At 71.0% G+C, this 21034-nt stretch carries 18 protein-coding genes; 11 read left to right on the top strand and 7 right to left on the bottom strand.

Annotated features, from left to right (window positions below):
* Positions 1-207 precede the first annotated feature (207 nt).
* From OV207_RS12150 to OV207_RS12180, 7 genes are all read left to right on the top strand, one after another.
* The gene (locus OV207_RS12150) at positions 208-1209 is read left to right on the top strand and encodes a hypothetical protein (protein WP_267555147.1); all 1002 of its coding nucleotides are present in this window, start codon (positions 208-210) and stop codon (positions 1207-1209) included.
* Positions 1202-1933, top strand: a complete 732-nt coding sequence (locus OV207_RS12155; protein ID WP_267555149.1) for a PIG-L deacetylase family protein — start codon at positions 1202-1204, stop codon at positions 1931-1933. The genes OV207_RS12150 and OV207_RS12155 overlap by 8 nt, the downstream gene beginning before the upstream one ends.
* Positions 1930-3828, top strand: a complete 1899-nt coding sequence (locus OV207_RS12160) for a hypothetical protein (protein ID WP_267555152.1) — start codon at positions 1930-1932, stop codon at positions 3826-3828. The genes OV207_RS12155 and OV207_RS12160 overlap by 4 nt, the downstream gene beginning before the upstream one ends.
* Position 3829: 1 nt before the next feature.
* On the top strand, positions 3830-4936 hold the full coding sequence (locus tag OV207_RS12165; RefSeq protein WP_267555154.1) for a class I SAM-dependent methyltransferase: 1107 nt from the start codon (positions 3830-3832) through the stop codon (positions 4934-4936).
* Positions 4937-5106: 170 nt separating this feature from the next.
* The gene (locus tag OV207_RS12170; protein ID WP_267555157.1) at positions 5107-5796 is read left to right on the top strand and encodes a RedB protein; all 690 of its coding nucleotides are present in this window, start codon (positions 5107-5109) and stop codon (positions 5794-5796) included.
* Positions 5796-7295, top strand: a complete 1500-nt coding sequence (locus OV207_RS12175; protein ID WP_193348344.1) for a methyl-accepting chemotaxis protein — start codon at positions 5796-5798, stop codon at positions 7293-7295. Before OV207_RS12170 ends, OV207_RS12175 begins: the two co-directional genes overlap by 1 nt.
* A gap of 42 nt (positions 7296-7337) precedes the next feature.
* Positions 7338-8549, top strand: a complete 1212-nt coding sequence (locus OV207_RS12180) for a proprotein convertase P-domain-containing protein (protein ID WP_267555159.1) — start codon at positions 7338-7340, stop codon at positions 8547-8549.
* Positions 8550-8613: 64 nt separating this feature from the next.
* Here the strand turns inward: OV207_RS12180 and OV207_RS12185 are convergent, their stop codons facing one another.
* The 4 genes from OV207_RS12185 to OV207_RS12200 form a co-directional block, all read right to left on the bottom strand.
* Positions 8614-9318, bottom strand: a complete 705-nt coding sequence (locus OV207_RS12185) for a DUF5953 family protein (RefSeq protein WP_324291521.1) — start codon at positions 9316-9318, stop codon at positions 8614-8616.
* 52 nt (positions 9319-9370) lie between these two features.
* Positions 9371-10057: a DUF6310 domain-containing protein gene (locus OV207_RS12190; protein WP_324291522.1), complete on the bottom strand. Its 687-nt coding sequence runs from the start codon at positions 10055-10057 to the stop codon at positions 9371-9373.
* Positions 10058-10444: 387 nt separating this feature from the next.
* Entirely contained in the window at positions 10445-12559 is a 2115-nt protein-coding gene (locus OV207_RS12195) for a protein kinase domain-containing protein (RefSeq protein ID WP_267555161.1), read from the bottom strand.
* 53 nt (positions 12560-12612) lie between these two features.
* On the bottom strand, positions 12613-13953 hold the full coding sequence (locus OV207_RS12200; protein ID WP_267555163.1) for a trypsin-like peptidase domain-containing protein: 1341 nt from the start codon (positions 13951-13953) through the stop codon (positions 12613-12615).
* 261 nt (positions 13954-14214) lie between these two features.
* Between OV207_RS12200 and OV207_RS12205 the strand changes: the two genes are divergently transcribed.
* The gene (locus OV207_RS12205; protein ID WP_193348349.1) at positions 14215-15222 is read left to right on the top strand and encodes a hybrid sensor histidine kinase/response regulator; all 1008 of its coding nucleotides are present in this window, start codon (positions 14215-14217) and stop codon (positions 15220-15222) included.
* Positions 15223-15227: 5 nt separating this feature from the next.
* Here the strand turns inward: OV207_RS12205 and OV207_RS12210 are convergent, their stop codons facing one another.
* Together OV207_RS12210 and OV207_RS12215 are read right to left on the bottom strand one after the other, a co-directional pair.
* Positions 15228-16265, bottom strand: a complete 1038-nt coding sequence (locus tag OV207_RS12210; RefSeq protein WP_193348350.1) for an agmatinase family protein — start codon at positions 16263-16265, stop codon at positions 15228-15230.
* Between the two features lie 61 nt (positions 16266-16326).
* Entirely contained in the window at positions 16327-17904 is a 1578-nt protein-coding gene (locus OV207_RS12215; protein WP_267555166.1) for a serine/threonine protein kinase, read from the bottom strand.
* 86 nt (positions 17905-17990) lie between these two features.
* On the opposite strand from OV207_RS12215, the gene OV207_RS12220 reads away from it, so the two are divergent.
* Positions 17991-18446 carry an MmcQ/YjbR family DNA-binding protein gene (locus OV207_RS12220; RefSeq protein WP_267555168.1) on the top strand — a complete coding sequence of 152 codons (456 nt, stop codon included), beginning with the start codon at positions 17991-17993 and terminating at the stop codon, positions 18444-18446.
* On the opposite strand, the gene OV207_RS12225 is transcribed toward OV207_RS12220, so the two are convergent.
* The gene (locus tag OV207_RS12225; protein ID WP_267555170.1) at positions 18443-19435 is read right to left on the bottom strand and encodes an NAD(P)H-quinone oxidoreductase; all 993 of its coding nucleotides are present in this window, start codon (positions 19433-19435) and stop codon (positions 18443-18445) included. The genes OV207_RS12220 and OV207_RS12225 overlap by 4 nt on opposite strands.
* Positions 19436-19571: 136 nt before the next feature.
* Here OV207_RS12225 and OV207_RS12230 point away from each other — a divergent pair, with 136 nt between their 5' ends.
* Together OV207_RS12230 and OV207_RS12235 are read left to right on the top strand one after the other, a co-directional pair.
* Positions 19572-19778 carry a DNA gyrase inhibitor YacG gene (locus tag OV207_RS12230; protein ID WP_193348354.1) on the top strand — a complete coding sequence of 69 codons (207 nt, stop codon included), beginning with the start codon at positions 19572-19574 and terminating at the stop codon, positions 19776-19778.
* A gap of 155 nt (positions 19779-19933) precedes the next feature.
* Positions 19934-21010 (top strand): lysylphosphatidylglycerol synthase transmembrane domain-containing protein, encoded by a 1077-nt coding sequence (locus tag OV207_RS12235; RefSeq protein ID WP_193348355.1) that lies wholly within the window; start codon positions 19934-19936, stop codon positions 21008-21010.
* Positions 21011-21034: the final 24 nt, after the last annotated feature.

Genomic DNA, 21034 nt, shown 5'->3' on the forward strand with positions numbered 1-21034 from the left:
GAGGAAGCAGCGGATGTCCCCCGGTGGACGAACCGCCGCGCGGGGGCGCGCCATCCCCCGTCGGGATGACGGACCGCGCGTGCGTGCGGGGCGACCTGGGAGGTGACAGGCATTGAGAGGAATTGGCGTCCGGAGGGGGTCCATCCGGATCCAGGCATGTCAGACGCCGCCCTTAATCTGTGACGCATTCCAGCCCGAACCCACACCATGACGACCCGACTTCCCATGCCCGACCTCGCGCCCCGGACCTCGTCGTCTCTCCTGCCTGGACGGCCCTTCGCCCCCGGGCGTGACGGCCTCATCCGCGGCCACACGCCCCGCTTCACGGACATCCGGCCGCTGCGGCTGGAGGACTTCCTGTCGGGGGCGCCCCGAAGGAGGGACGCCTTCGCCCGGGCGCTCGTCGAACAGCTCTCCGAGCGCGGCTTCTTCTACCTGGAGCGGCCCGCCGCGCTGCTGTCGCGCCACGAACTGGAGGGCTCGTTCGAGCGCTACGAGGCCACCTACCAGCACGCGCTCCTGGCGCACCCGTACCTGCACGCGCTGATGCCCGCGGAGTCGGTGTTCCAGACGGGCTACAACGCCACGTGGTTCCCGGAGTCCACGGTGGTGCGGCAGGCCATCGAGGCCTTCATGGCCAAGCCCGCGACGTGGAACGCCTTCCGGCGGAGGCTCGTGCCGGAGCCGGTGCGGGAGCTGCTGGGGGCCTCGGAGGAGGCGTACCTTGCCTGCCACGAGGTGGGCAGCGTGCTGCTGGAGGCGCTGGAGTGGGGCTATGGCCTGCGCGCCGGAGGCCTCACGCGCCTGTTCCGCCGCCGCACGGAAGGGGCGGTGCGGTTCGTGAAGTACCACGCGCCCAGCGTCGCCCGGAGGCGCCGGGAGGTGGTGGCGCACGCGTCGGAGCCGCACGCGGACAAGAGCTTCTTCACCTTCAACCTGGGGGAGTCCCGGCCGGGGCTGGTGTGGCTGGACAGGGGTGTGCCCCGCCTGCTGCCCAACGACGCGGGGCACTGGCTCATCACCTCCGGCCAGTTCTCCGAAGGGCTGACGCGGGAGCTGGACGCGCCGGTGCGCGCGTTCCGGCACACGGTGGTCAACGACGGCGAGCGCGTCGTCGTGCTCGGCTTCGTGACGCCCGAAGGGGACCTGCACGACCTGCCGCTGGACCAGTGGCCCGCGCCGACGCGCATGGGAGGCCCCCGTGGCTGAGCACGCGCGGAGCGACGAGGGCGGGCCGGAGCACGTGTTCTTCTCACCCCATCCGGATGACGTGGCGCTGGGCGCCTACGCGAGCCTGCTGGGCGTGCCCCGGGGCATCGTCCCCACGCTCGTCACCGTCTTCTCCCAGAGCTGCTGGGAGTTCGTGCTGCCGGTGGACCCCACGCGGGCGCTGGCGGTGACGTCGCTGCGGATGGGCGAGGACCGGAGGTTCGCCCGGGCGCATGGCGCGGACCTCGTGCACCTGGGCTTTCGCGACACCAGCCTGCGCTCACCGCCCGGAGGCGTCCGGGAGCCGGAGGAGGCCACGACGGCGCTGGGCCTGCGCGTCCGCGAGGCGCTGGCGGAGGTCCTGGCGCACGTGTCCGACGACGCGGTCTGCTACGTGCCGTTGGGCATCTCCAGCCACGTGGACCACCTGCTGGTGCGCGACGCGGTGCGGGCGCTGCGGGGGGACCGGGGGCAGCTCGTCTACTACGAGGACCTGCCGTACTCCGCGCACCACCCGGACGACGAGATCGTCGACTACGCGTGGGCGCTCGGGCTTACGCCCCGGTGCCTGGACCTGACGGCGCTGTGGACCGCGAAGGTGCGGGGCCTGTCGTTCTACGCAAGCCAGCTGGAGCCGGCGACGCTGCCCGCCGTGGAGGCGCACGCGAGGCGGTTGGGCGCGGGCCGCAAGCTGTGCGAGCGCGTCTGGACGGTGGCCCCATGAGGGTGCGGGAGCCCGCCGCGAGCGGGGAGCTGCTGGTGCACCTGTCCTACGAGGCCACGCGCACGCTGGGCGGGATGGGCGTGGTGCTGGAGCACCTGCTGGCGGCGCCCGACTACCGCGCGGCCTTTCCCCGCACGCTGCTGGTGAGCCCCACCGTGCGCCCGTGCGGCCTGGGCAGCTACGCGCCGGAGGAGTCGCTCGCGCACGACCTGGAGGCGCGCGGCGAGGTGCTCTACAGCGGCCTGCGCCGTCACAACCCGGACGGCTGGACGCGCGTCTTCCAGCCCGTGGAGGCGCGCCACGACGTGTCGTTCGTCTACGGCCGGCGGGAGGCGCCGGGCGGGCCGGTGGAGGTGCTGCTGGTGGACGTCACCGACGTGCTCCGCGGCTACCGGGCCCGGCTGGGCACGCTGCCGCTGTTCCTCCAGCGGCTGCGCACGCTGCTCGGGGTGGACCTGCCGTTCGACTGTCGCGGCGGCAGGCCCGCGCCGTGGCGGGCCCTCTCGCGCGCGTGGCGGGCCGTGCACGGGACCCGGCTGGGCGCGGCGCCGTGGCTCAACCGCCTGTTCCGGCGCGCGGTGCACCACGGCCTCCTGGACGCGCCGCCGTTGGATCACGACGCCATGCTGGCCATCACGCTCGCGGAGCCCGTCTTCGACGCGGTGGCGCGGCTGCGCTCACCGGACGGCGCGGGGACCGTCGTCCTGGCGCAGGAGCACCTGTCGCTGCCGCTCGCGTACAAGGCGCTGCTGGACGGACGCGACTGGTGCCGCACCGTCTACTACGCGGGCGAGGTGCGCACGCCCCGGGTGCTCGTGGAGTACGGCGAGGCGGGGCAGGGCGCGTCCGATGCGCGCTTCTACAACGTGCAGCGCCTGGGCCTGGAGCAGGGCCGGACGTTGGAGCAGGTGTACCCGGTGGGCACCTGGCCCGGGTTCCAGATCCTCCGCAACGGACACCTGTGCGACCGCGTGGGCGCGGTGAGCGCGTCCGTCGCGGACGAGCTGCGCTTCCTCGACCCGCGCTATTCGCTGCGGCCCGTGACGGTGGTGCCCCACGGGCACCGCGTGATTGAGACGGACGGGGACGCGAGGGAGGCCGCGCGGGCGCGGGTGCTGCGCCATGCGCGCAAACAGTGGGGCCAGGACTTCCGCCTGCTGCTCACGCACATCTCCCGGGATGAGGTCTGCAAGGGCCTCTGGCGCGACGTGGACGTGTGCGAGCACCTGGCGGAGCTGCTGCCCGGGGAGCGGCGGCCCGCGTTGCTGGTGATGGTGACGGAGTGGAGCGAGGCGGAGCCGTCCGACAACCTGCGCCTCGTGAAGGCGCGCGTGGACGCGTTCAACGCGAAGGACGCCGGCGTGCGCATCGCGCTGGTGAACCAGCCCTCGTGGCCCCTGGGCCTGGACTTCACGCGGGACGACCTGCACCGCGCCACGGACGTGTCGCTGGGCCAGTCGCTGTACGAGTCCCACGGCCTGGCGCAGCTGGAGGCGCTGGGCTGCGGCGCGGTCTGCGTCATCTCCGGGGCGAGCGGCGCCCGGCGCACCCTGCGGGAGAAGTGCGAGGCCCTGGGCCTGTCGGAGTCCGCGCACCCGAACCTCGTCGTGTCGGACCCCGTGGCGGATGCCCGCGAGGCGGGGCTCGCGCACTCGGTGGAGGCGTGGAAGGCGCTGCCGTCCGCCGTCCTGCGCGAACAGGAGCTGCGCACCGCGCGCCGGGTGGCGGAAGCGGTGCTCCGCCGCCTCCCACGCGATGCGCACGAAGGCCGCCTCCTGCTGGAGACGGGCAGGGCCCTGGCGGAGCGGCTGCGCTGGGAGCCCATCCTCCGCGAGCAGTTGATTCCCCTCCTCCAATTCCCGCCCCGCGAAGCGCAACCCGACTGGAGTGTCTGACATGGAAGCGAGCGACAAGGCCGCGACGCTCATCGTGGTGGCCCACCCCGAGGACGTCGTCCGGCTGTTCAGCACCGTCGCCGAGGGCGCGGACCTCGCGGTGGTGACGGAGGACGGGAGCGCCAGCCGGGAGCTGGAGGCGGTGGGCAGGGCGCTGGGCGCGCGCACGACGCACCTGCTGTTGTCCCCGTCGGAGGTGGGGCCCTGGTGCCGGGAGCAGCGCGAGCGGGGGCCCGGCCGCGTCTTCACGCACAGCCCGCAGGAGGAGGCGCCGCTGCACCGCGAGGTGGCGGTCCTGGTCAGCCGCGTGTTCGAGCGGCTGTGGGTGCCCGCCACGGGCGCGCGTCCGACGGTGTGCACGGTGCTGGACGACGCGGCCTTCCAGCGCAAGCTGGACCTGCTCAATGCCTTGTACCGGGAGCGCCCCGACGGCGCCCAGGCCGGCGCGTGCACGGAGCCGCTGCGCGACGGCCCCGGCCTGGAGGCCTTCACGCAGGTGCGCTCCACGGACATGGTGCGCGCCCTGTCCCTCACCAAGCCGGAGATCTTCTCCGAGCTCGCGGACCCCTGGGGCTTCGCCCGGTCCCCGTATGAGACCGAGCGCTTCGCCCTCACCGCGAAGGTGCTGGAGTCGCTGCGCCACGCCACGCCGCCGCCCCGGCGCGTGGTGGACGTGGGCGCGTGCGAGGGGATGATGACGGAGCACCTGCTGTCGCTCTTCCCCCACGCGAACGTCCAGGCACTGGAGTCCGAACCCCGCTTCGTCGCGCGCCTGCGCGAGCGGCTGGGAGGCCACGCCCGCGTGCGCATCGTGGAGGCGTCCGTGGAGGACGTGGCGCTGGAGGCGGACCTCGTGCTGCTCGCGGAGGTGCTCTACTACCTGTCCGACGACGCGGGCCGCGACCTCCTGGAGCGCCTGCGCGCCTCGCACCTGCTCACGTCCTACGGGGGCGCTTTCGGCGCCCAGGTGCACGAAAGGCTCGCGGAGCGCGGCTGGGAGGTTGTCCAGTCCATGACACTTCCCGGTCGCATCGAGCCCGTGGACGGCGCTCAGAGCCCGTTGCTGGTGCGACGGGCAGGCACCGAAATCCGTCTCTGGAAACGGTGATAACAAGGTTTCAAGGAGATACGCCTGGGCTGTCCCGACTGAAGGTGGGACGTCTCTCCGCCCTGACACATGTATCGCGGGTTCATGCTTATCCCTGACATGGGGATTCCGGTGTTGCCTGCTTGAATCCGCGTTGCCAATGACACGGGAACTCTCCAGCATGGCCGAACATGGCCGCCCCGGAAGTTGTCACCCATGACCCCCTGGATGCCCCGGCCCGGGTATCTCGCGACGAGGGTCTGAAACACCTCACGCTCCGGCGTATCGCGCTGCCGTGGTTCGTGGCGCTCTGGGTGGCGGCATCGGCGGTGGGCACGGGGCTGCTGTGGTCGCACGCGAGCGCGGCGGGGCCGGCGGCGACACCGCCCTCCCGGCTGCCGGGGTCGCTCGCACCCGTGGGCGGTCCCGGGGCGTGGTCGCTGCTCGTCTTCCTCCATCCCCAGTGCCCCTGCTCGCGCGCGACGCTCACGGAGCTGGCGAAGCTCACGGTCCGCGCGGGAGGCCGGCTCGCCACGCGCGTCTTCATCTGGGCGCCGACCGAGGCGTCCCCGGACTTCGTGCAGTCGGAGCTGTGGGCGCGGGCGCGCGCGCTGCCCGGCGTGGAGGTGGTGGCGGACGTGGACGGGCAGGCGGCGCGCGGCGTGGGCGCCCGGACGTCCGGTCAGGTGGTGCTGTACTCGCCGGAGGGTGAGGAGCGCTTCAGCGGCGGCATCACCCCCGCGCGCGGCCACGAGGGCGACAGCGAGGGCAACCTGGCCATCCGGGCCCTGGTGGAGGCGCGGGCGCCTGGAAGTCCCTCCGCGTCCGTCTTCGGCTGTGCCCTGGAAACACCCCCGAGCCCGTCGGGCGAGACCCCGTGATGAGAATCCAGCTGTCCGACGCCGACGTGGCCGCCCGGGCGCGCCAGCTCCACGAGGCGCAGTGTCTGTCATTGAGCCGGCGCACCGACCGGACCTTCATCCTCCTGATGGCGTTGCAGTGGGTGGCGGGGATCGCGGCGGCGGTGTTCCTGTCGCCCCGCGCCTGGGCGGGCCTGGAGAGCGAGGTCCACCTCCACGTCTGGGCGGCGGTGGGCCTGGGGCTGCTCTTCGGCGGGCCGCCGGTGCTGCTCGCGCTGACGCACTCCGGGCAGGCGTCCACGCGGCACGTCATCGCGGTGGGACAGGCCTTGATGTCCGGGCTGCTCATCCACCTGATGGGGGGCCGCATCGAGACGCACTTCCACATCTTCGGGTCGCTGGCGCTGCTGGCCATCTACCGGGACTGGCGGGTGCTGCTCACCTTCAGCGGCGTGGTGGCGGCGGACCACTTCCTGCGCGGAGCGCTCTGGCCGGAGTCCATCTTCGGCGCGCACGCCCGGGATTCGTGGCGGTGGCTGGAGCACGCGGCGTGGGTGGTGTTCGAGGACGTCTTCCTCATCGTCTCCTGCGTGCAGGGCCAGCGCGACCTGCGGGCGGCGGCCGAGCGGGAGGCGCAATTGGAGCTGTCCCAGCACGCGGTGGAGGAGCGGGTCGTCCGGCCGCTGGCGGGCTCCGCGGACGCGCTGCGCGACTCCATGCGGACGCTGTCGGTGTCCACGCGGGAGCAGCGTGAGGACCTGACCCGTCAGGCCCGGGCGCTGAGCGAGACGCAGGTGACGGCGGAGGAGATCCGCCAGACGTCGCTCGTCGCGTCCGAACAGGCCACCCGGGTGCTGCGCTCGACGGTGGAGGCGGGGGACGTGGGCGCCGCGGTGGAGGACGCCATCGGCCGGAGCGTGGAGGGGCTGGCGGAGATCCGCGCCCAGGTGGCGGACATCTCCGAGCGCATCCAGGGGCTCGCGGCGTACACGGAGAAGATTGGCGGCATCACCCGGACGGTGCAGGACCTGGCGGACCAGTCCAACGTGCTGGCCATCAACGCGGCCATCGAGGCGGCCCGGGTGGGCGAGGTGGGCCGGGGCTTCGCGGTGGTGGCGCGGGAGATCCGCAACCTGTCGTCGCAGTCGGTGGCGGCCACGCAGCAGGTGCGCTCGGTGCTGGAGGACACGCGCACGCGAATCCAGGGGGTGGTGGACCTCACGCGCCAGGGAGGGGAGCGGATGGGCCGGGGCATCGACACCATCCGCGAATCGGGGGATCGGCTGCGAATGTTGTCCGTGCTGGTGGAGGGCAACGCGGACGCGGTGCGCCGCATCTCCGCGTCGGTCAGTCAGCAGTCGGCGGGCGTGTCGCAGATCTTCTCCGCCGTCACCGACCTGACCGCGATGATGCAGGCGTCGGTGGCCCGGGTGGAGGCCACCCACGCGGCGGCGGACACGCTCCAGCACGTCACCGACCAGGTCCACGGCGTCATCGGGCTGTATCAGGGCGGGACCTGATACGTCACCGACAAGCCCCCTTTCATGGAGTACATGGAGGCCATGACCTCCAGACTCCGACGTTTCCTGTCGTTTTCCTCGATTCCCCTCCTGCTGAGCTGCGGCGCCGCCGCGGTGTCGGACGGCTCCTCTCCCGCGCTGGCGTCGCAGGGGCAGGAGCTCGCCACGGGCACGCCCGCCGGCAACGGCGTGGTGCTGTTCCTCAATGATTATTCGACGACGCTGACGGTGTTGGACACGGAGGTGCCGTTGAACCTCCAGGCGGCGCAGGCGCTGGTGGACTGGCGCGAGGGCCCGGACGGCGTGCTGCACACGGGGGATGACCGGCGCTTCGTCTCCATCGAGCAGGTGGACGCGGTGCCCTTCGTGGGGCCGGCGGCGCTCGCGGCCCTGGAGGCGTACGCGCGGGGCACGGGCCGGGTGGAGCTGCCGGTGGACGGCTGGGTGGGCACGTTCCAGGGCGTGACGTTCAACGTGGCGGAGGCGCGCCGGGCGCTGGCGGTGGCGAACGCGCAGGGCGCGGGTGCGTTGCAGGCGACGTACGGCATGTCCCCGGCGGCGGCGAACGCCGTCGTGGCGGCGCGGCCGTTCTTCCACATCCTGAAGCTGGGACGGCTGCCCGGCGTGGACGGCACGTCGCTGCAGAACCTCAAGACGGCGACGCAGCAGGCGGCGGAGGGCGAGCCCTGCACCGGCCAGACGACCTGTCAGTCCGGTCTCTGGTGCAATGGCATCCCGAACGACGCCTCCAGCCCGTATGGCCGCTGCATCACCACCGCGCCCACCCCGGGGGACGGGGCGTCCTGTTCGCTGTTCGTGCCCTGCCAGGCGAACCTGACGTGCCACGGTCTGGCGTCGGGTGCGACGGAGGGCTGGTGCCGGCCGGCGTGGATGGAAGGGACGTTCACGGCGTACTCGGACCTCACGCTGCAGGGCAACACGACGCCGCTGGTGTCGTCGCAGCCGGTGGTGGGTCTGGCGACGGTGCCGGAGGACATCACGGTGGAACTGGACCTGGCGCACAACAACCCGTCCAGGCTGGTGCTGACGCTGGAGGATCCGGGTGGTGAGACGGCGCTCCTGTGGGACGGGCCGAACGAAGGCACGCCGCCCAAGCGCATCCCGGTGACGCGGGGCATCCCGCGCGACGGCACCATCAACGGCCTGTGGAAGCTGCACGTCGTCAACCCGTCCGGGGTGGGCAACGGCAAGCTGCGTGAGTGGACGCTGAAGCTGAACAGCCGCTGGGACTGAGCCGGCGGTGATGCAGGGCCAGGGGGCCGGGGATGCGTCCCGGGCCTCCTGGCGCCCGCGCCCATCAGGGAACGCGTCCGCCGATTTCGGGGAAGCGTTCGTAGGCACGCAGCAGCGCGTCCAGGTGGGAGGGATTGTCGAGGTCGAGCGGGGCCTCCGTGAGCTGGACGATCCATCCCCCCGTGGAGGTCCGCCGCGATCGCGTGAGCAGGCCCGTGTCGCGCGAGGGCTCCGGGAACCCGAGAATCCGCGCGGTGGCGGCGGACCAGTAGTTGAGCCAGCCCAGGTGGTGCGGAATCTCCGGTGAGCGGATTTCCCATGAGGGCTTGAGCGTCGGCAGCCCCCTGGGGGGAGACGGTGGGCCCGCCATGGTGGGGCTCGTCTGTTCCGAGATTTCGCTCGCCGCACGGGTGGGCGTTGCGTGTCCCCAGAATGAGAACGCGGCCTCCGCGATTGCCTCCAGCACCGCAGCTGCCGCCACGGTGGTGGCAGCGTCCAGTGGCAGTTCCGCATGGGCTTCAAGCTGCGCTCGTCCTCCGGGAGCCTCGCTGGCTGGCATCTCCATCCCGAAGAGCGTGACGAGGTGGCCCTCGTCCGCGTTGCAGAGGAGGGCGAGCACCCCGGCGCTCAAGGAGGTTGCGAACCACGCATCGCGCTGTGTCAGCGGAATGAAGGCCCCGTCCTCAGCGATCCTCCATTCCAATCGCAACCCAGGAAGCGCATGTTCCATCGCGTGGATGATCGCGGTCGGGCGGCCGTCGCGCTCCACGAGCCCAGGTGCTCGGGTGATAAGGACGAGGGAGCTTTCCGGGGCTGTCATTTCAGCACCAATCCATGATGATGATGTTCAGGTTGTTGATCTGCGCGAGCAGCGCGGTTCGGTGCGCGGCGCTGCGTACGCCAACGACGAAGTCATAGCCGCAAGCCTTTGCGAGTTCCCGCTCGCGCCTCAGCTCCGAAACCTGTTTCGCGATGGAAATCCTCTTGAGGGCAGGCGTGTATAGATCAAAGTTGTCGGTCTTCACCTCCCATAGAAGCCGCGAGTGGAGTCGCAGCGCGTCGAACCGCTTCCCGTTGACGAGGACATCCGAGCCGGGAAACGCATTCTGCGGCACCTTGTCGGCGCACTGATTGTGCAAGGCGTCGCCGCCCAGGTGCGGCACGGGCTGGGGTGTGCACTCCGGGCGGCGCTCGCGTGGCTCCAGGAACGACGGCGGCCCCGGAGGGAAGAGGTCCTGTCCCGAGGAGGCACCGTCCGGCTGGGGTCTTCGGCTTGAGAGCGAGTGCAGCGGGGCGGGCTGCGTCTCGGGTGCAGGGCTCACTGTCTCACCGGAGGTCTCCTCCTCCGGGTAGGGCCGCCTGAACTCATACGCCTCCAGTTGCTCGTGGATGGCGACGGCCACCACCACCGCGCCGATGATGATCACCGCGCCCACCACGATTTCGGGCTGCGTCAGCAGGCAGATGCCGACCATCGTCTCCAGGGCGAGCACGTTCGCGGAGGCCACGGGACACCGGCGCTGGGTATCGCGGAAGCGGATCCTGCGGGTGTCGAGTTCGGAGAAGCATCGCTCCACGACCACGGGCCAGGCCTGGGACGCCTCACGGACGACACACCGTCCGTCATCCTTCCAGGGCAGCGTCGCCGCTTTCTGGAGGTTGGTGAACCTGGGGTTTCGGGCCCTTGAGTCCGTTGGGCCGGTCGCGGGTGTAGCGCAGGCGACCAGAAGCACGAGGAGTGCACTGCAAGCTCGCAGACGCAGGGGCATGTTCATCCATCTGGCCAGGGGGCCGTGTCGTGGCGAAACGGGAAGAGCATCCGATGGACCACGGGCAAAGAAAAAGCCCAGCACCCGTGGAGGGTGCTGGGCTTCGGAGGGCGCCGGGGCTGGGGACTACTCCTCGGCCTCTTGCGGCTCCTCGAAGTTCACGTCGAAGTTGACGCGCTGCCCGGGCTCGATGGTGAAGGTCTTCTGCCAGCGCGACGGGCCCACGGTGACGAGCAGGCGGTGGTAGCCCTCGTACACGTCCAGCTCCTCGACGGGCACGGTGCCCGCGGGCTTGCCGTCGATGGTGACGTTGGCGCCAGCGGGGCCACGCACGTTGATGAAGGCCTTGTTGAGGAAGAACTGGAACGCGGAGCGGCCGGTGGGGGCGACCGTCACCGTGCGCGACACGGAGATGCCGAGCGCGCCGTTGGTGAAGGTGAGCAGGTGGCGGCCCGGGGGCAGCGGCACGGACAGCGGCGTGCGGCCCAGCAGGGTGGTGGTGCTGTTGAGCGTGACCTCCACGCGCGGCTCCACCGTGAGGTCCAGCATGCCCATGACGGGGCCCGCGTCCACGATGCCGGCGTCCTCCACGCCCGCGTCCTCGGGACCCGCGTCGAAGGGAACGGGAGCGGCCACCACCTCGGGCACGCCCGCGTCGAAGGACTCGACGGTCATCGTGCCCTTCAACTGGCGCTGGATGACCACTGCGCTCGCGCCGAGCGTCAGCGCGAGGCCGCCGACGACATAGGGGATCCAGGAGCGGGAGGACTTCTTCGCCGGCACCTGCTGCGCCGCGGGGCTCGCAGCGCCGCCGAAGATGGGACCCGAAGCGCGGTCACCCTGGGACTGAGTCGCCGCAGATGTTCCTTGGGTGGAGGCAGCAATGGATGCGCCAGCATTCGAGCCCTGCACCCCTGCATTCGCACCAGAGGCCTGAGTCGAACCCTGCGCACCACCATGCGAGCCCTGAGCTTGCGTCGAAGCCTGTGAACTGACACTGGAGCCCTGCGCCTGTGTCGAAGCCTGCGAACTCGCATTGGCTGCCTGAGCCGGCATCGAGGTCTGCGCCACCTGGCCCTGCGCGCTCGCGTGCGCACCCTGCGAGGACGCCGCCTGCGAACCCGCGCTGTGCGTGGCGCCGTGCACGGGAGCCGTCGAAGCCACGGGCACAGAAGCGCCCGTGCTCGGCGCCTGCGCACCCGAAGCCGCCGGGGCCGAATTCACCTCGGGCACCAGATTCTTCACCGGCTCCGCGAGCCCCACGCCCTTCGCGAGGATCTCCGCGACCTGCGGCGGGGTCATGCCAGCCTTCGCGAGCGCCTCCGCGATGCCCAGCTCGATGGTCTTGCGCCGCGCCGCGCGCGCGTCGCTCTCCGGCGGGAAGAGCTTCGCCAGGTGCTCCGCGAAGGACTCGTGCGTGGGCAGCTTGCCGATGGCCTCCACCAGCGCCTCACGGAAGGCGAGCGCGGACGGGTAGCGCTCCAGCGCGCGCTTGGTGGTCGCCCGGCGCACGACGGCGTCCAGCTTCAGCGGCACGTCGGGCGGCATCGGCGGCAGCGCGCGGTTGAGCACCGCCTTGTCCGGATCCGCGGACTCCTTGAAGGGCATCTTCCCCGTGAGGCACTCGTGCAGCGTGAGCCCCAGCAGGAACACGTCCGACTGAACGTTGACCGCTTCGCGTCCGCCCAGCAGCTGCTCCGGGGACGTGTACGCACGGCGGTTCTTCACGCGCTTGCCGCCGCGCTCGCGGGGCGCCACGGACAGCGCGCCGTAGCCGGTCACCTTCGTGAAGCCGGTGAACGACACCATCAGCGTCTCGGGCCGGATGTCTCCGTGCACCAGCGGTGAGCCGTCGTCGTTGCCCGCGACGTGCGCGTAGTGCAGCCCCATCGCCGCATCCGCCACGACGAGCGCCGCGAACGCGGGCGACATGCGCGGGTGCGCCTCCAGCACGCGGCGCAGCGGCTCGCCGTCGGCGAACTCGGTGACGCGCGCAAGGCCGCCATCCAGCTTCTCCAGGCCGTGGACGCGCAGGATGTTCGGGTGCTCGAAGACGATGGCGCGATTCGTCTCGCGCTCCAGCCTCGCCACCAGGTCCGGGTTCTGGGCGATGTCGGGCGGTGCCCAGATGAGCACCACGGGACGGGGCGTGGCGCCATCCTCCAGCGCCAGTCCGAGGAAGGCCCGCGATCCCTCTCCGGCGAGGAGGGGACCGAGTGATTGGTAGCGAGGCGAACTCATGGGAACGGCATGCTAGTGCCCTTCCTGTCGATCCTGGAATCCCCGCGTAACGACTACAGCCGCTGCCCTTCGAACGGCAGGGTCAGGTGGTAGGCGTATCGCCCGCGACGCACGAGCAACAGCACGCTACGTCCCCGTCGCGCCGTGAGCAGTCCTTCACGGAAAGTGTCAGCCGTGGGAACCGGCTGGTTGTTCATCCGCAGGAGCACGTCACCCGGCTCCAGGCCAATCTCCGACGCAGCGGAGCCCGGCCGCACGGCGGAGATGGCCATCCCGTTCTTATTCTCCTTCACTCGCAGTCCCAGCCGCTCCCACGCCAGGGTTTCAAGCAGGCGTGCTGGAAATTCGACCGGCGTCACCTGCACGGTGCGGGTCGAGCCTGCTCGGAAGAGCACCAGGGGGAAGGCCGAGCGGGCCGGATAGCCGCGCACGCGCGAGTCGAAATCCTCCGCGTCCTGGATGCGTGAGCCCCCCAGCTCGGCCACCACGTCGCCACGCTGCACGCCGGCCTGCGCGGCCGGACTTTCGGGCTCCACGTTCGTCACCACGGTGCCGTAGGTGCGGTCCCACCCGAGCCGCGCGGCCACCCGCGCGGGGAGGTTCGCCGTGTCCATGCCCACCCACGCGGGGCGCACCTTCCCGAAGCGGGTGAGCTCCTCCACGATGCGCCGCACCTTGTCCGCGGGGATGGCGAAGCCGATGCCCTGACCGTTCGCGTAGATGGCGGTGTTGATGCCGATGATCTCCCCGTCCACGTTGAGCAGCGGGCCGCCGGAGTTGCCCGGGTTGATGGCCGCGTCCGTCTGGAGGAAGTCGTTGTAGACGCGATCCTCCGCGCGGAAGGTGCGCCCCGTGGCGGACACCACGCCCGCCGTCACGGTCTTGCTCAGGCCGAACGGGCTGCCAATGGCCACCACCGTCTCGCCAATCATCAGGTCGGAGCTGGTGCCCAGCTTCGCGGTGGGCAGGGCCTCCTTCGCGTTGACCTTGAGCACGGCCAGGTCGTTGTTGGCGTCGCTGCCCACCACCTCCGCGTCGAAGGTCCGCCCGTCCGCGAGCACGACGTGGATGGCGGACGCGCCCCGGATGACGTGGTCGTTGGTGACGATGATGCCGGACGCGTCGATGATGGCGCCGCTGCCCAGGCCCTGGATGCGCTGGCGCGTCTCCGGCGCCCCCAGCCCCTGCCCGAAGAACTCCTCCAGCGGCGAGCGGGCGCGGCCCCGGAAGCGCGACTCCACCTCCTGCTCGGTGCCGATGTGGACGACCGCCGGGGAGACCTTCTGCACGACCTCCACCACGTCGCTGCGGCGTCGCGAAAGGTCCGCGTGCGCGGGGAGCGACAGGGCGAGCCCCACCAGCAAGAGCCCCCACCGGATGTGTCCTGCCCTCATGTCCATCCTCCGTGCGTCACCGGGGAACGTCTCCCGGAAGACAGTCTGAATGTCGGGAAGGCCCCAGCCATTCCCTGGGTGTCTGGATGCGGCGTCCCACTCTTCATAGACCAGGGGTTTGAAGGCGCAACCGTGAGCGCACGCACTTTCAGGCACGTCCCGGCCGCCGGTGGATTGCGATCCCGGCGGTGGGGGAGCCTGAACCTGCGTCCCGGGGGGGCGTGATGCTTGAGGCCCGCGGGGGCGGAGGAGCTGTGTCGCATGAGTCTCGTCCTGGTCGCGGATGACGAACCGGCGGTGCTGGAGGTGCTGAGCCAGGTGGTGGAGGACCTGGGGCACGACGTCGTGCGCGCGCGGGATGGCGAGGAGGCGCTGACGCTCGCGCGCTCCCGCAGGCCCCAGCTCGTGGTGACGGACCACATGATGCCGCGCATGAGCGGCATGGAGCTGTGCAGCCGGCTGAAGCAGGAGCCCGGCCTGCGCGAGGTGCCCATCATCCTGTTGAGCGCGGTGCTCCAGCACGGCTCGCCGGACTCCACCGCGTTCCTCAACAAGCCCTTCGAGATCAACGACTTCGAAGCGCTGATCCGCAGCGTGCTGGAGAAGGCCCCGGGGCCCCCCCGCGAGGCCGCGACGCCGGTGGAGGCGCTGGGCCAGTGGGTGGCGCGCACGCTCCAGGGGCCGCTGGAGGCGGCGCGCGCGCAGCTGCTGAAGCTGGACGGCCTGTCGCCTCCGAACCAGGACGCGGTGGCCGCGCTGGGCGCGCAGCTCCAGTCGCTGGAGCGGATGGGCCAGTACCTCCAGGACGCGGCGAGCCTGAGCGCGGGCAGCCTGACGCTGCGGCCGGCGCAGGGGGAGCTGCGCGCGCACCTGGAGGCGTCGGTGGCGCGCTGTCGCACGCAGGGGCCCGAGGTGCCGGTGGAGCTGTCACTGCCGCCGGAGCCGGTGGCGCTGCGCTTCGACGCGGCCCGGCTGGGGCAGGTGTTCGACGTGCTGTTGTCGAACGCGGCCCGGCAGGGGGGGGTGCGCGTGGAGCTGAGGGCCTCCGAGGAGCGGGTGCTGGTGCGGGTGAGCGACCCGGGGCCGGGCATCCCCGAAGCGGAGCTGCCGCGGCTGTTCCAGCCCTTCCCGGACGGACCGGCCCGGGGCGAGGCGCTGGGGCTCTACGTGGCCTCCGAGCTGGCGAAGCTGCACGGAGGCGTGCTGTCGGCCGAGTCGGTGCCCGGCCGGGGGGCGACGTTCAGCGTGGCGTTGCCGCGCGAGGCCTGAAGCGCTCAGGCCTTCTGCGACTTCAGCATCCAGCCGATCATCTTGTAGAGCAGGCGGGCGCCCACGTTGGCGTCCCACTCGCTGCCCTCGGGGTCGGGGGCCACCTCCGTCAGGTCGAAGCCGACGATGGTGCGGCCCGAGCGCACGACGCCCGCGACGAGCGCGGTGGCCTCCGGGAAGGACAGGCCGCCGGGCACGGGCGTGCCGGTGTGCGGGCACAGGACGGGATCCAACCCGTCGATGTCGAACGACAGGTAGACCTGCTGCGGCAGCTTGTCGACGATCTGCTTCACCTGCTGGTTCCACGGCAGGCCGTCGAAGCGGTTCTGCTGGAGGGTGGCGTCGAAGAAGGCCTGGATGCGCCCGCCGGAGGACTCGATGTAGCGGTGCTCGTTCTCGCTCATGTCGCGCAGGCCGACCTGGACGAGCGTCTTCACGCCGGGGATGCGCTCCGCGACGTTGTAGAAGATGGACGCGTGCGACCAGGTGAAGCCCTCGTAGGCGACGCGCAGGTCGGCGTGCGCATCCAGGTGGAGCACGCCCATGCCGGGGTACTTCTCCGCGTGGGCCTGGATGATGCCGAAGGAGATGGCGTGGTCACCACCCACGGCGGCCACGCACTTGCCCTGTTCCAGCCAGTGCTTCGCGGTGCGGTAGACGTGGTCGTTGAGCTTCTCGCTGAAGGCGTTGACGTCGCGAGCGGCGGCGAGCAGCTCCGGCGTGCCGGCCTCGATGCCGCCGGCCTCGATGACGACCTGGGCGCGCTCCTTGGCCTGGGTGTTCCAGGCGTGCAGCTCCGCGGGGGCCTCCAGCATGGCGATGCCGCGCTCGTAGGGGCGGCCGGTCTCCACGTCGAACAGGTCCACCTGCCGGCTGGCGTCCAGCAGGGCGGCGGGCCCGTCGGAGGTGCCACCGCCGTAGCTGGTGGTGGCCTCGAAGGGCACGGGGATGACGACGACGTGCGCCTCGTCGGGGGAGTGGGGGAGGCCGAAGATGCCGGAGCCCGGCTGCGCGGCGGCGGCGGGGTCGAAGTGGGTAGCCATGGCGGCGCAGGATACGGTTCCGCCTCCCGCGCGCAACGGCTTCCGTGATGCCTGGCTGCCCTCAGGGGGGATGGGCCTCCAGGAAGTCATGGGCGGTGATGACTTCCGGTCGCAGGGGATGGCCGTCCATGAACCGTTGGTATTGGACGCGCGCCGCTTCCCATTGCCCCAGGGCCTCATACGACTTCGCCAGGCCCAGCAGGCAGTCCCCGTCGTTGCGTGACTTCCTCAGACACGTCTGGAACGACCGCACCGCTGCTTCGGGGTGGCCCTGCGCCAGGAGGTCCCTGCCGCGTTCGTAGTCAGGAACGGGAGAGTTGGAGGGAGGCAGATGATGGGATGTGGGCGTCTGGGAACGCGGCAAGCGGAGAATCTTGACCAGTATGAACACTCCGAAGATGACCCCGATCCCCACCGCCATGACCTGCAGCCAGAAGGCGTCGCTGGAGAGCCGGGTCCTCAGGCGCGACGGCGGCCTGGGGTGCTCCGGGGCAGGCTCCTCAACGGGGGCCGGAGGCTCCGGGAGCCTTCGGGGCAGGCTCTTGGGAACGAACTCCTCGGGGAGCACCGGCCACTCATGCATCGCGGGCGACGGGGGCGAATCGGTCGTTCCGGTTCCGGAAGGACCGACGAGGATCCGCGCGTGGCGCCATGCCTGGAGCTGGCGCACGAAGGAGTCGGGGAGCGGCACGGGCCGGTGCTGGGCGACCAGCTCCTCCTGGAAGGCCCAGGTCATGAACAGCTTGCGGGCATGGGTGGGGAGGCGGGATGCGTGCGCTCCCAGCCAGTCCGACAGGGACTGTTGCAGTGCCTCGGCGCTCTGGTAGCGGTCGCCAGGCATGGGCGCGAGCGCGCGCTTCAGGATGTCCAGCAAATCGTCATCCAGGCTGGGATTGAGGCTCCGCGCGGGCGTCAGGCGTCCCTCGGTGGCACGCTGGAAGATCTCCAGCTCATTGCCGGTGACGGGCCGCTCGCCGCACAGCAACTCGAACAGGACGACGCCCACGGCATAGACATCCGCGCGAGCATCCGCGGGCCACTGTTTCAGCTGCTCCGGCGCGAGGTAGGGATACTTGCCCTTGATGACGCCGACCTCGGTCTGCGGCCTTCCCGCGAGCCGCGCCTTGGCGATGCCGAAGTCGGCCACCTTCACCTCGCCCTCGTAGCTGACGAGGACGTTGTCCGGAGAGATGTCGCGGTGCACGAGGCCCAGCGGCACGCCCTGCTCATCCGTCCGCGTGTGGGCGTGGTGCAGGCCCCGGCACAGTTCGATGACGGTGCTCACGGCGAGGGGCGCGGGCATCCAGGGGAATTCCCGGCCCTTGAGCCGTTTCATCACCCGGGACAGAGGCTGGCCATCCACGAACTCCATGGCGAGGAAGTACTCGCCGTCCACCTGTCCGAAGTCGAAGACCTGCACGATGTTGCCGTGGTTGAGTCCCACGGAGATGCGTGCTTCGTTGAGGAACATCTCCACGAAAGCCGGATCCTCCGAGTACTGGCTCAGTACCCGCTTGATGACCACGGCCTTGGTGATACCGGGCCCCGCCGTATATTTGCCCCGGTAGACCATCGCCATGCCGCCAGCGCCCAGTCGTTCCAGGAGTTCATACCGGCCAAAGGCCTGGGGCTCATTCACCCGCGAAAAGCTAGCAACAGGGTGGAAGTAGCGGAATCTTCCGAATCCCGAGGAGTCCAGGTTTTAACGAGGAAGGACGAATACAGATGGCGGCCCGGAAGAAGGCAGTGAAGACGTCGGTGAAGCGCAAGGGGCGGCTCACGGTGGACGACGTGCGGGAGCTGGCGCTGGCGCTGCCCGCGACGGAAGAGCGGCCCTCCTACGGCACCCCGGGGTTCCGGGTGAGCGACAAGCTCTTCGCGCGGGTGCTGGATGAGGACTCCATCGTCATCAAGGTGGACTTCGACCACCGGGAGGCCCTGCTCCAATCCCAGCCAGATGTCTTCCGGGTGACGCCGCACTACCAGGACTGGCCCATGGTCATCGTCCAGCTCGCCACGGTGAAGCGGCCCCTGCTGCAATCCCTGCTCAAGGAGGCGTGGCGCCGCTGCGCCTCCGCCAAGGTGCTCAAGGCGCAGGAGGCGGGCAGCAAGGACGTGGCACCGGCCCCCAGGGCGAAGAAGGCCCCGGCCCGGAAGCGGAGCCCTGCAAAGAAAGCCTAATCATCCCACCGCACCACCAGCTTCCCCACCGTGTTGTTGCCCGCCATCCGCTCCAGCCCGGCGCGGATGTCCGTCATGGGCAGCACCTCGTCCACCACGGCCTTCAGCGCGCCGGAATCAAACAGCGGAAGCAGCTGCCGCTCCGCCGCCTGCGTCAGGGCCATCTTCTCCTCCGCCGGCCGGCTCCTGAGCACCGTGCCCGTGATGCGCAGCCGCTTGCGCATCACCACGCCCAGGTCCACGTCCGCGCGGCTCCCCGCCACCGAACCCACCTGCATCAGCCGGCCCCGGGGCGCCATCGCCTTCAGGGACTCCGGCAGGTAGTGGCCGCCCACCAGGTCCAGGCACACGTCCGCGCCCCGTCCGCCCGTCGCCGCCAGCACCGCGTCCGCGAACACGGGCGGCGAGGAATCACAGAGCACCGTGCGCTCCACGCCCCACTCCGACGCCCGCGCCAGCTTCTCCGCATTGCGCCCCGTGCCCACCACGCGCACGCCCATGGCCCGGCAGAGCTGGGCCGCCGCGGAGCCCACGCCGCTCGCCACCGCGTGCACCAGCACCGTCTCCCCGGGCCGCAGGTCCGCCTGGAGCACCAGCGCGTCCCAGGCCGTGAGGTACGCCTCCGGCAGCGCCGCCGCGTTCGCGAAGTCCATCCCTCGCGGCATGCGCAGCACCTCGCGCTCGTGCGTGGTGAGCACCTCGCTCCACGCGCCCCCGCCCACCAGCCCCATCACCCGGTCGCCCACCTGGAACTTCCGTGCCCGGGAGCCCACGGCCACCACCTCGCCCGCGTACTCCAGGCCCGGCACGTCCTGCGGCACGTCCTGCGGCGGCGGATAGGCGCCCCGCACCTGGAGCAGGTCCGCCCGGTTCAGCGCGCTCGCCCGCACCCGCACCTGCACGTCGTTCGGCCCCGGGGCCGGCTCCGGCCGCTCGTCGAACGCGAGGACTTCCGGACCGCCGGGCTGGGTGATGCGCACGACCTTCATGGTGGGACTCCGCTGGAGATGCGCCGCCGGGGCCCTGTGACAGCGCGGGGGCGGTCCGCAGGGTCGGCTGCACGGCGAGGGCACGAAACGTCCTGGCCCGCGGAAGCGTCAAGGCTTATCTAGGACACCATCCGCCATGCCACTTCCGCCGTGTCCCATCTGCCAGAAGCCCGTGCCTCCCCGCCCGGAGAACACCTCCCAACCCTTCTGCTCCCGCCGCTGCCGCGCCGTCGACCTGGGCCGCTGGCTGGGCGAGGAGTACCGCGTGCCCGACCGGCAGGTGGATGAGCAGGAGGACGAAACCCCCGCCGACCAGCACCCCGACCGCGGCCACGACGCCTGAGCCCGGCGTCCCACGCGTCTTGAAAAATTCCGGGAGGAGACCGACGACGGGGCAGGGGAGCGCGCCGTCACAAGGCCCGCGTGCGTGCGCCCCAGGGGCATGACGACAGGTGTCCTGCTGGAGTCGCCAGGGCAGGGAGGATATACCCGGCCGCCGTGAAACGCGCCGTCAACCTGATCGCCAGCCTGCTCGTCACCATCGCCTTCATGTGGTGGGCCTTCCGGGACACGGACGTGTCCACGCAGATCGCCAGCCTCAAGGCGGCCAACTACGCGTGGGTGCTGCCGTACTTCCTGTGCCTGACCGCCATCCACGTGTTCCGCACGCTGCGCTGGGGCGCGCTGCTGTCGGGGCTGGAGCGGGTGCCGTTCCGCAAGCTCAATGAGGCGTCTGGCATCGGCTTCATGATGTTGCTGGTGCTGCCGTTCCGGCTGGGGGAGTTCGCCCGGCCCTTCCTCATCGCCCAGCGCAGCTCCATCCGCCGCAGCGCGGCCATGACGTCCGTGGTGTTGGAGCGCATCGTGGACGGCCTCTTCGTCGCGGCCCTCTTCCGCGTGCTGCTCTTCTTCGTCCCCGTGGAGACGGAGGGCGTGAAGTACGTGAAGCTGGGCTCGTGGCTGATGTTCGGCGTGTTCGGCGGCGGGCTCGTGTTCCTGCTCCTGGGCCTGTGGCACCAGGAGACCACCGTGCGGCTCGTGCGCGCCACCGTGGGCCGCTTCTCCCCCACGGTCGCGGACAAGGTGGCGGACATCGTGGACACCTTCGTGGGCGCCATGCGGCAGCTCCCCGACCGCCGGCACATCGTCCTCTTCTTCGTCTACACGGTGCTGTACTGGGCCGTGAACGGCTTCGGCATGGCGCTGCTCGCCCGCGCCTTCGACTGCTCCGGCGCGGCCCCAGGCGTCGCGTGCGAGCCCATGGGCCTGTCGCTGTTCCAGTCGTACATCGTGATGTGCGTGCTGGTGGTGGGCGCGATGATCCCCGCCGCGCCCGGCATGGTGGGCACCTTCCACGCCGCCATCAAGGTGGGCCTGGGCCTGTTCCTGCCCGCCGCCGTGGTGAACGCCCACGGGCTCGCCTACGCCAACGTGCTGTGGCTGTGCCAGACGGCGCAGCACATCATCTTCGGCCTCATCCTGCTGTCCATCAGCCACATGTCCTTCCGCGAGCTGACGGGAAACATGAAGAAGGACGGCGACGACGGCTCGGTCACCCGTTCATCCACGGCCTGAGCGCCGCGCGCCGCCCCGGGCGGG

This window comes from Corallococcus sp. BB11-1 (genome assembly GCF_026626625.1).
Lineage (GTDB): Bacteria > Myxococcota > Myxococcia > Myxococcales > Myxococcaceae > Corallococcus > Corallococcus soli.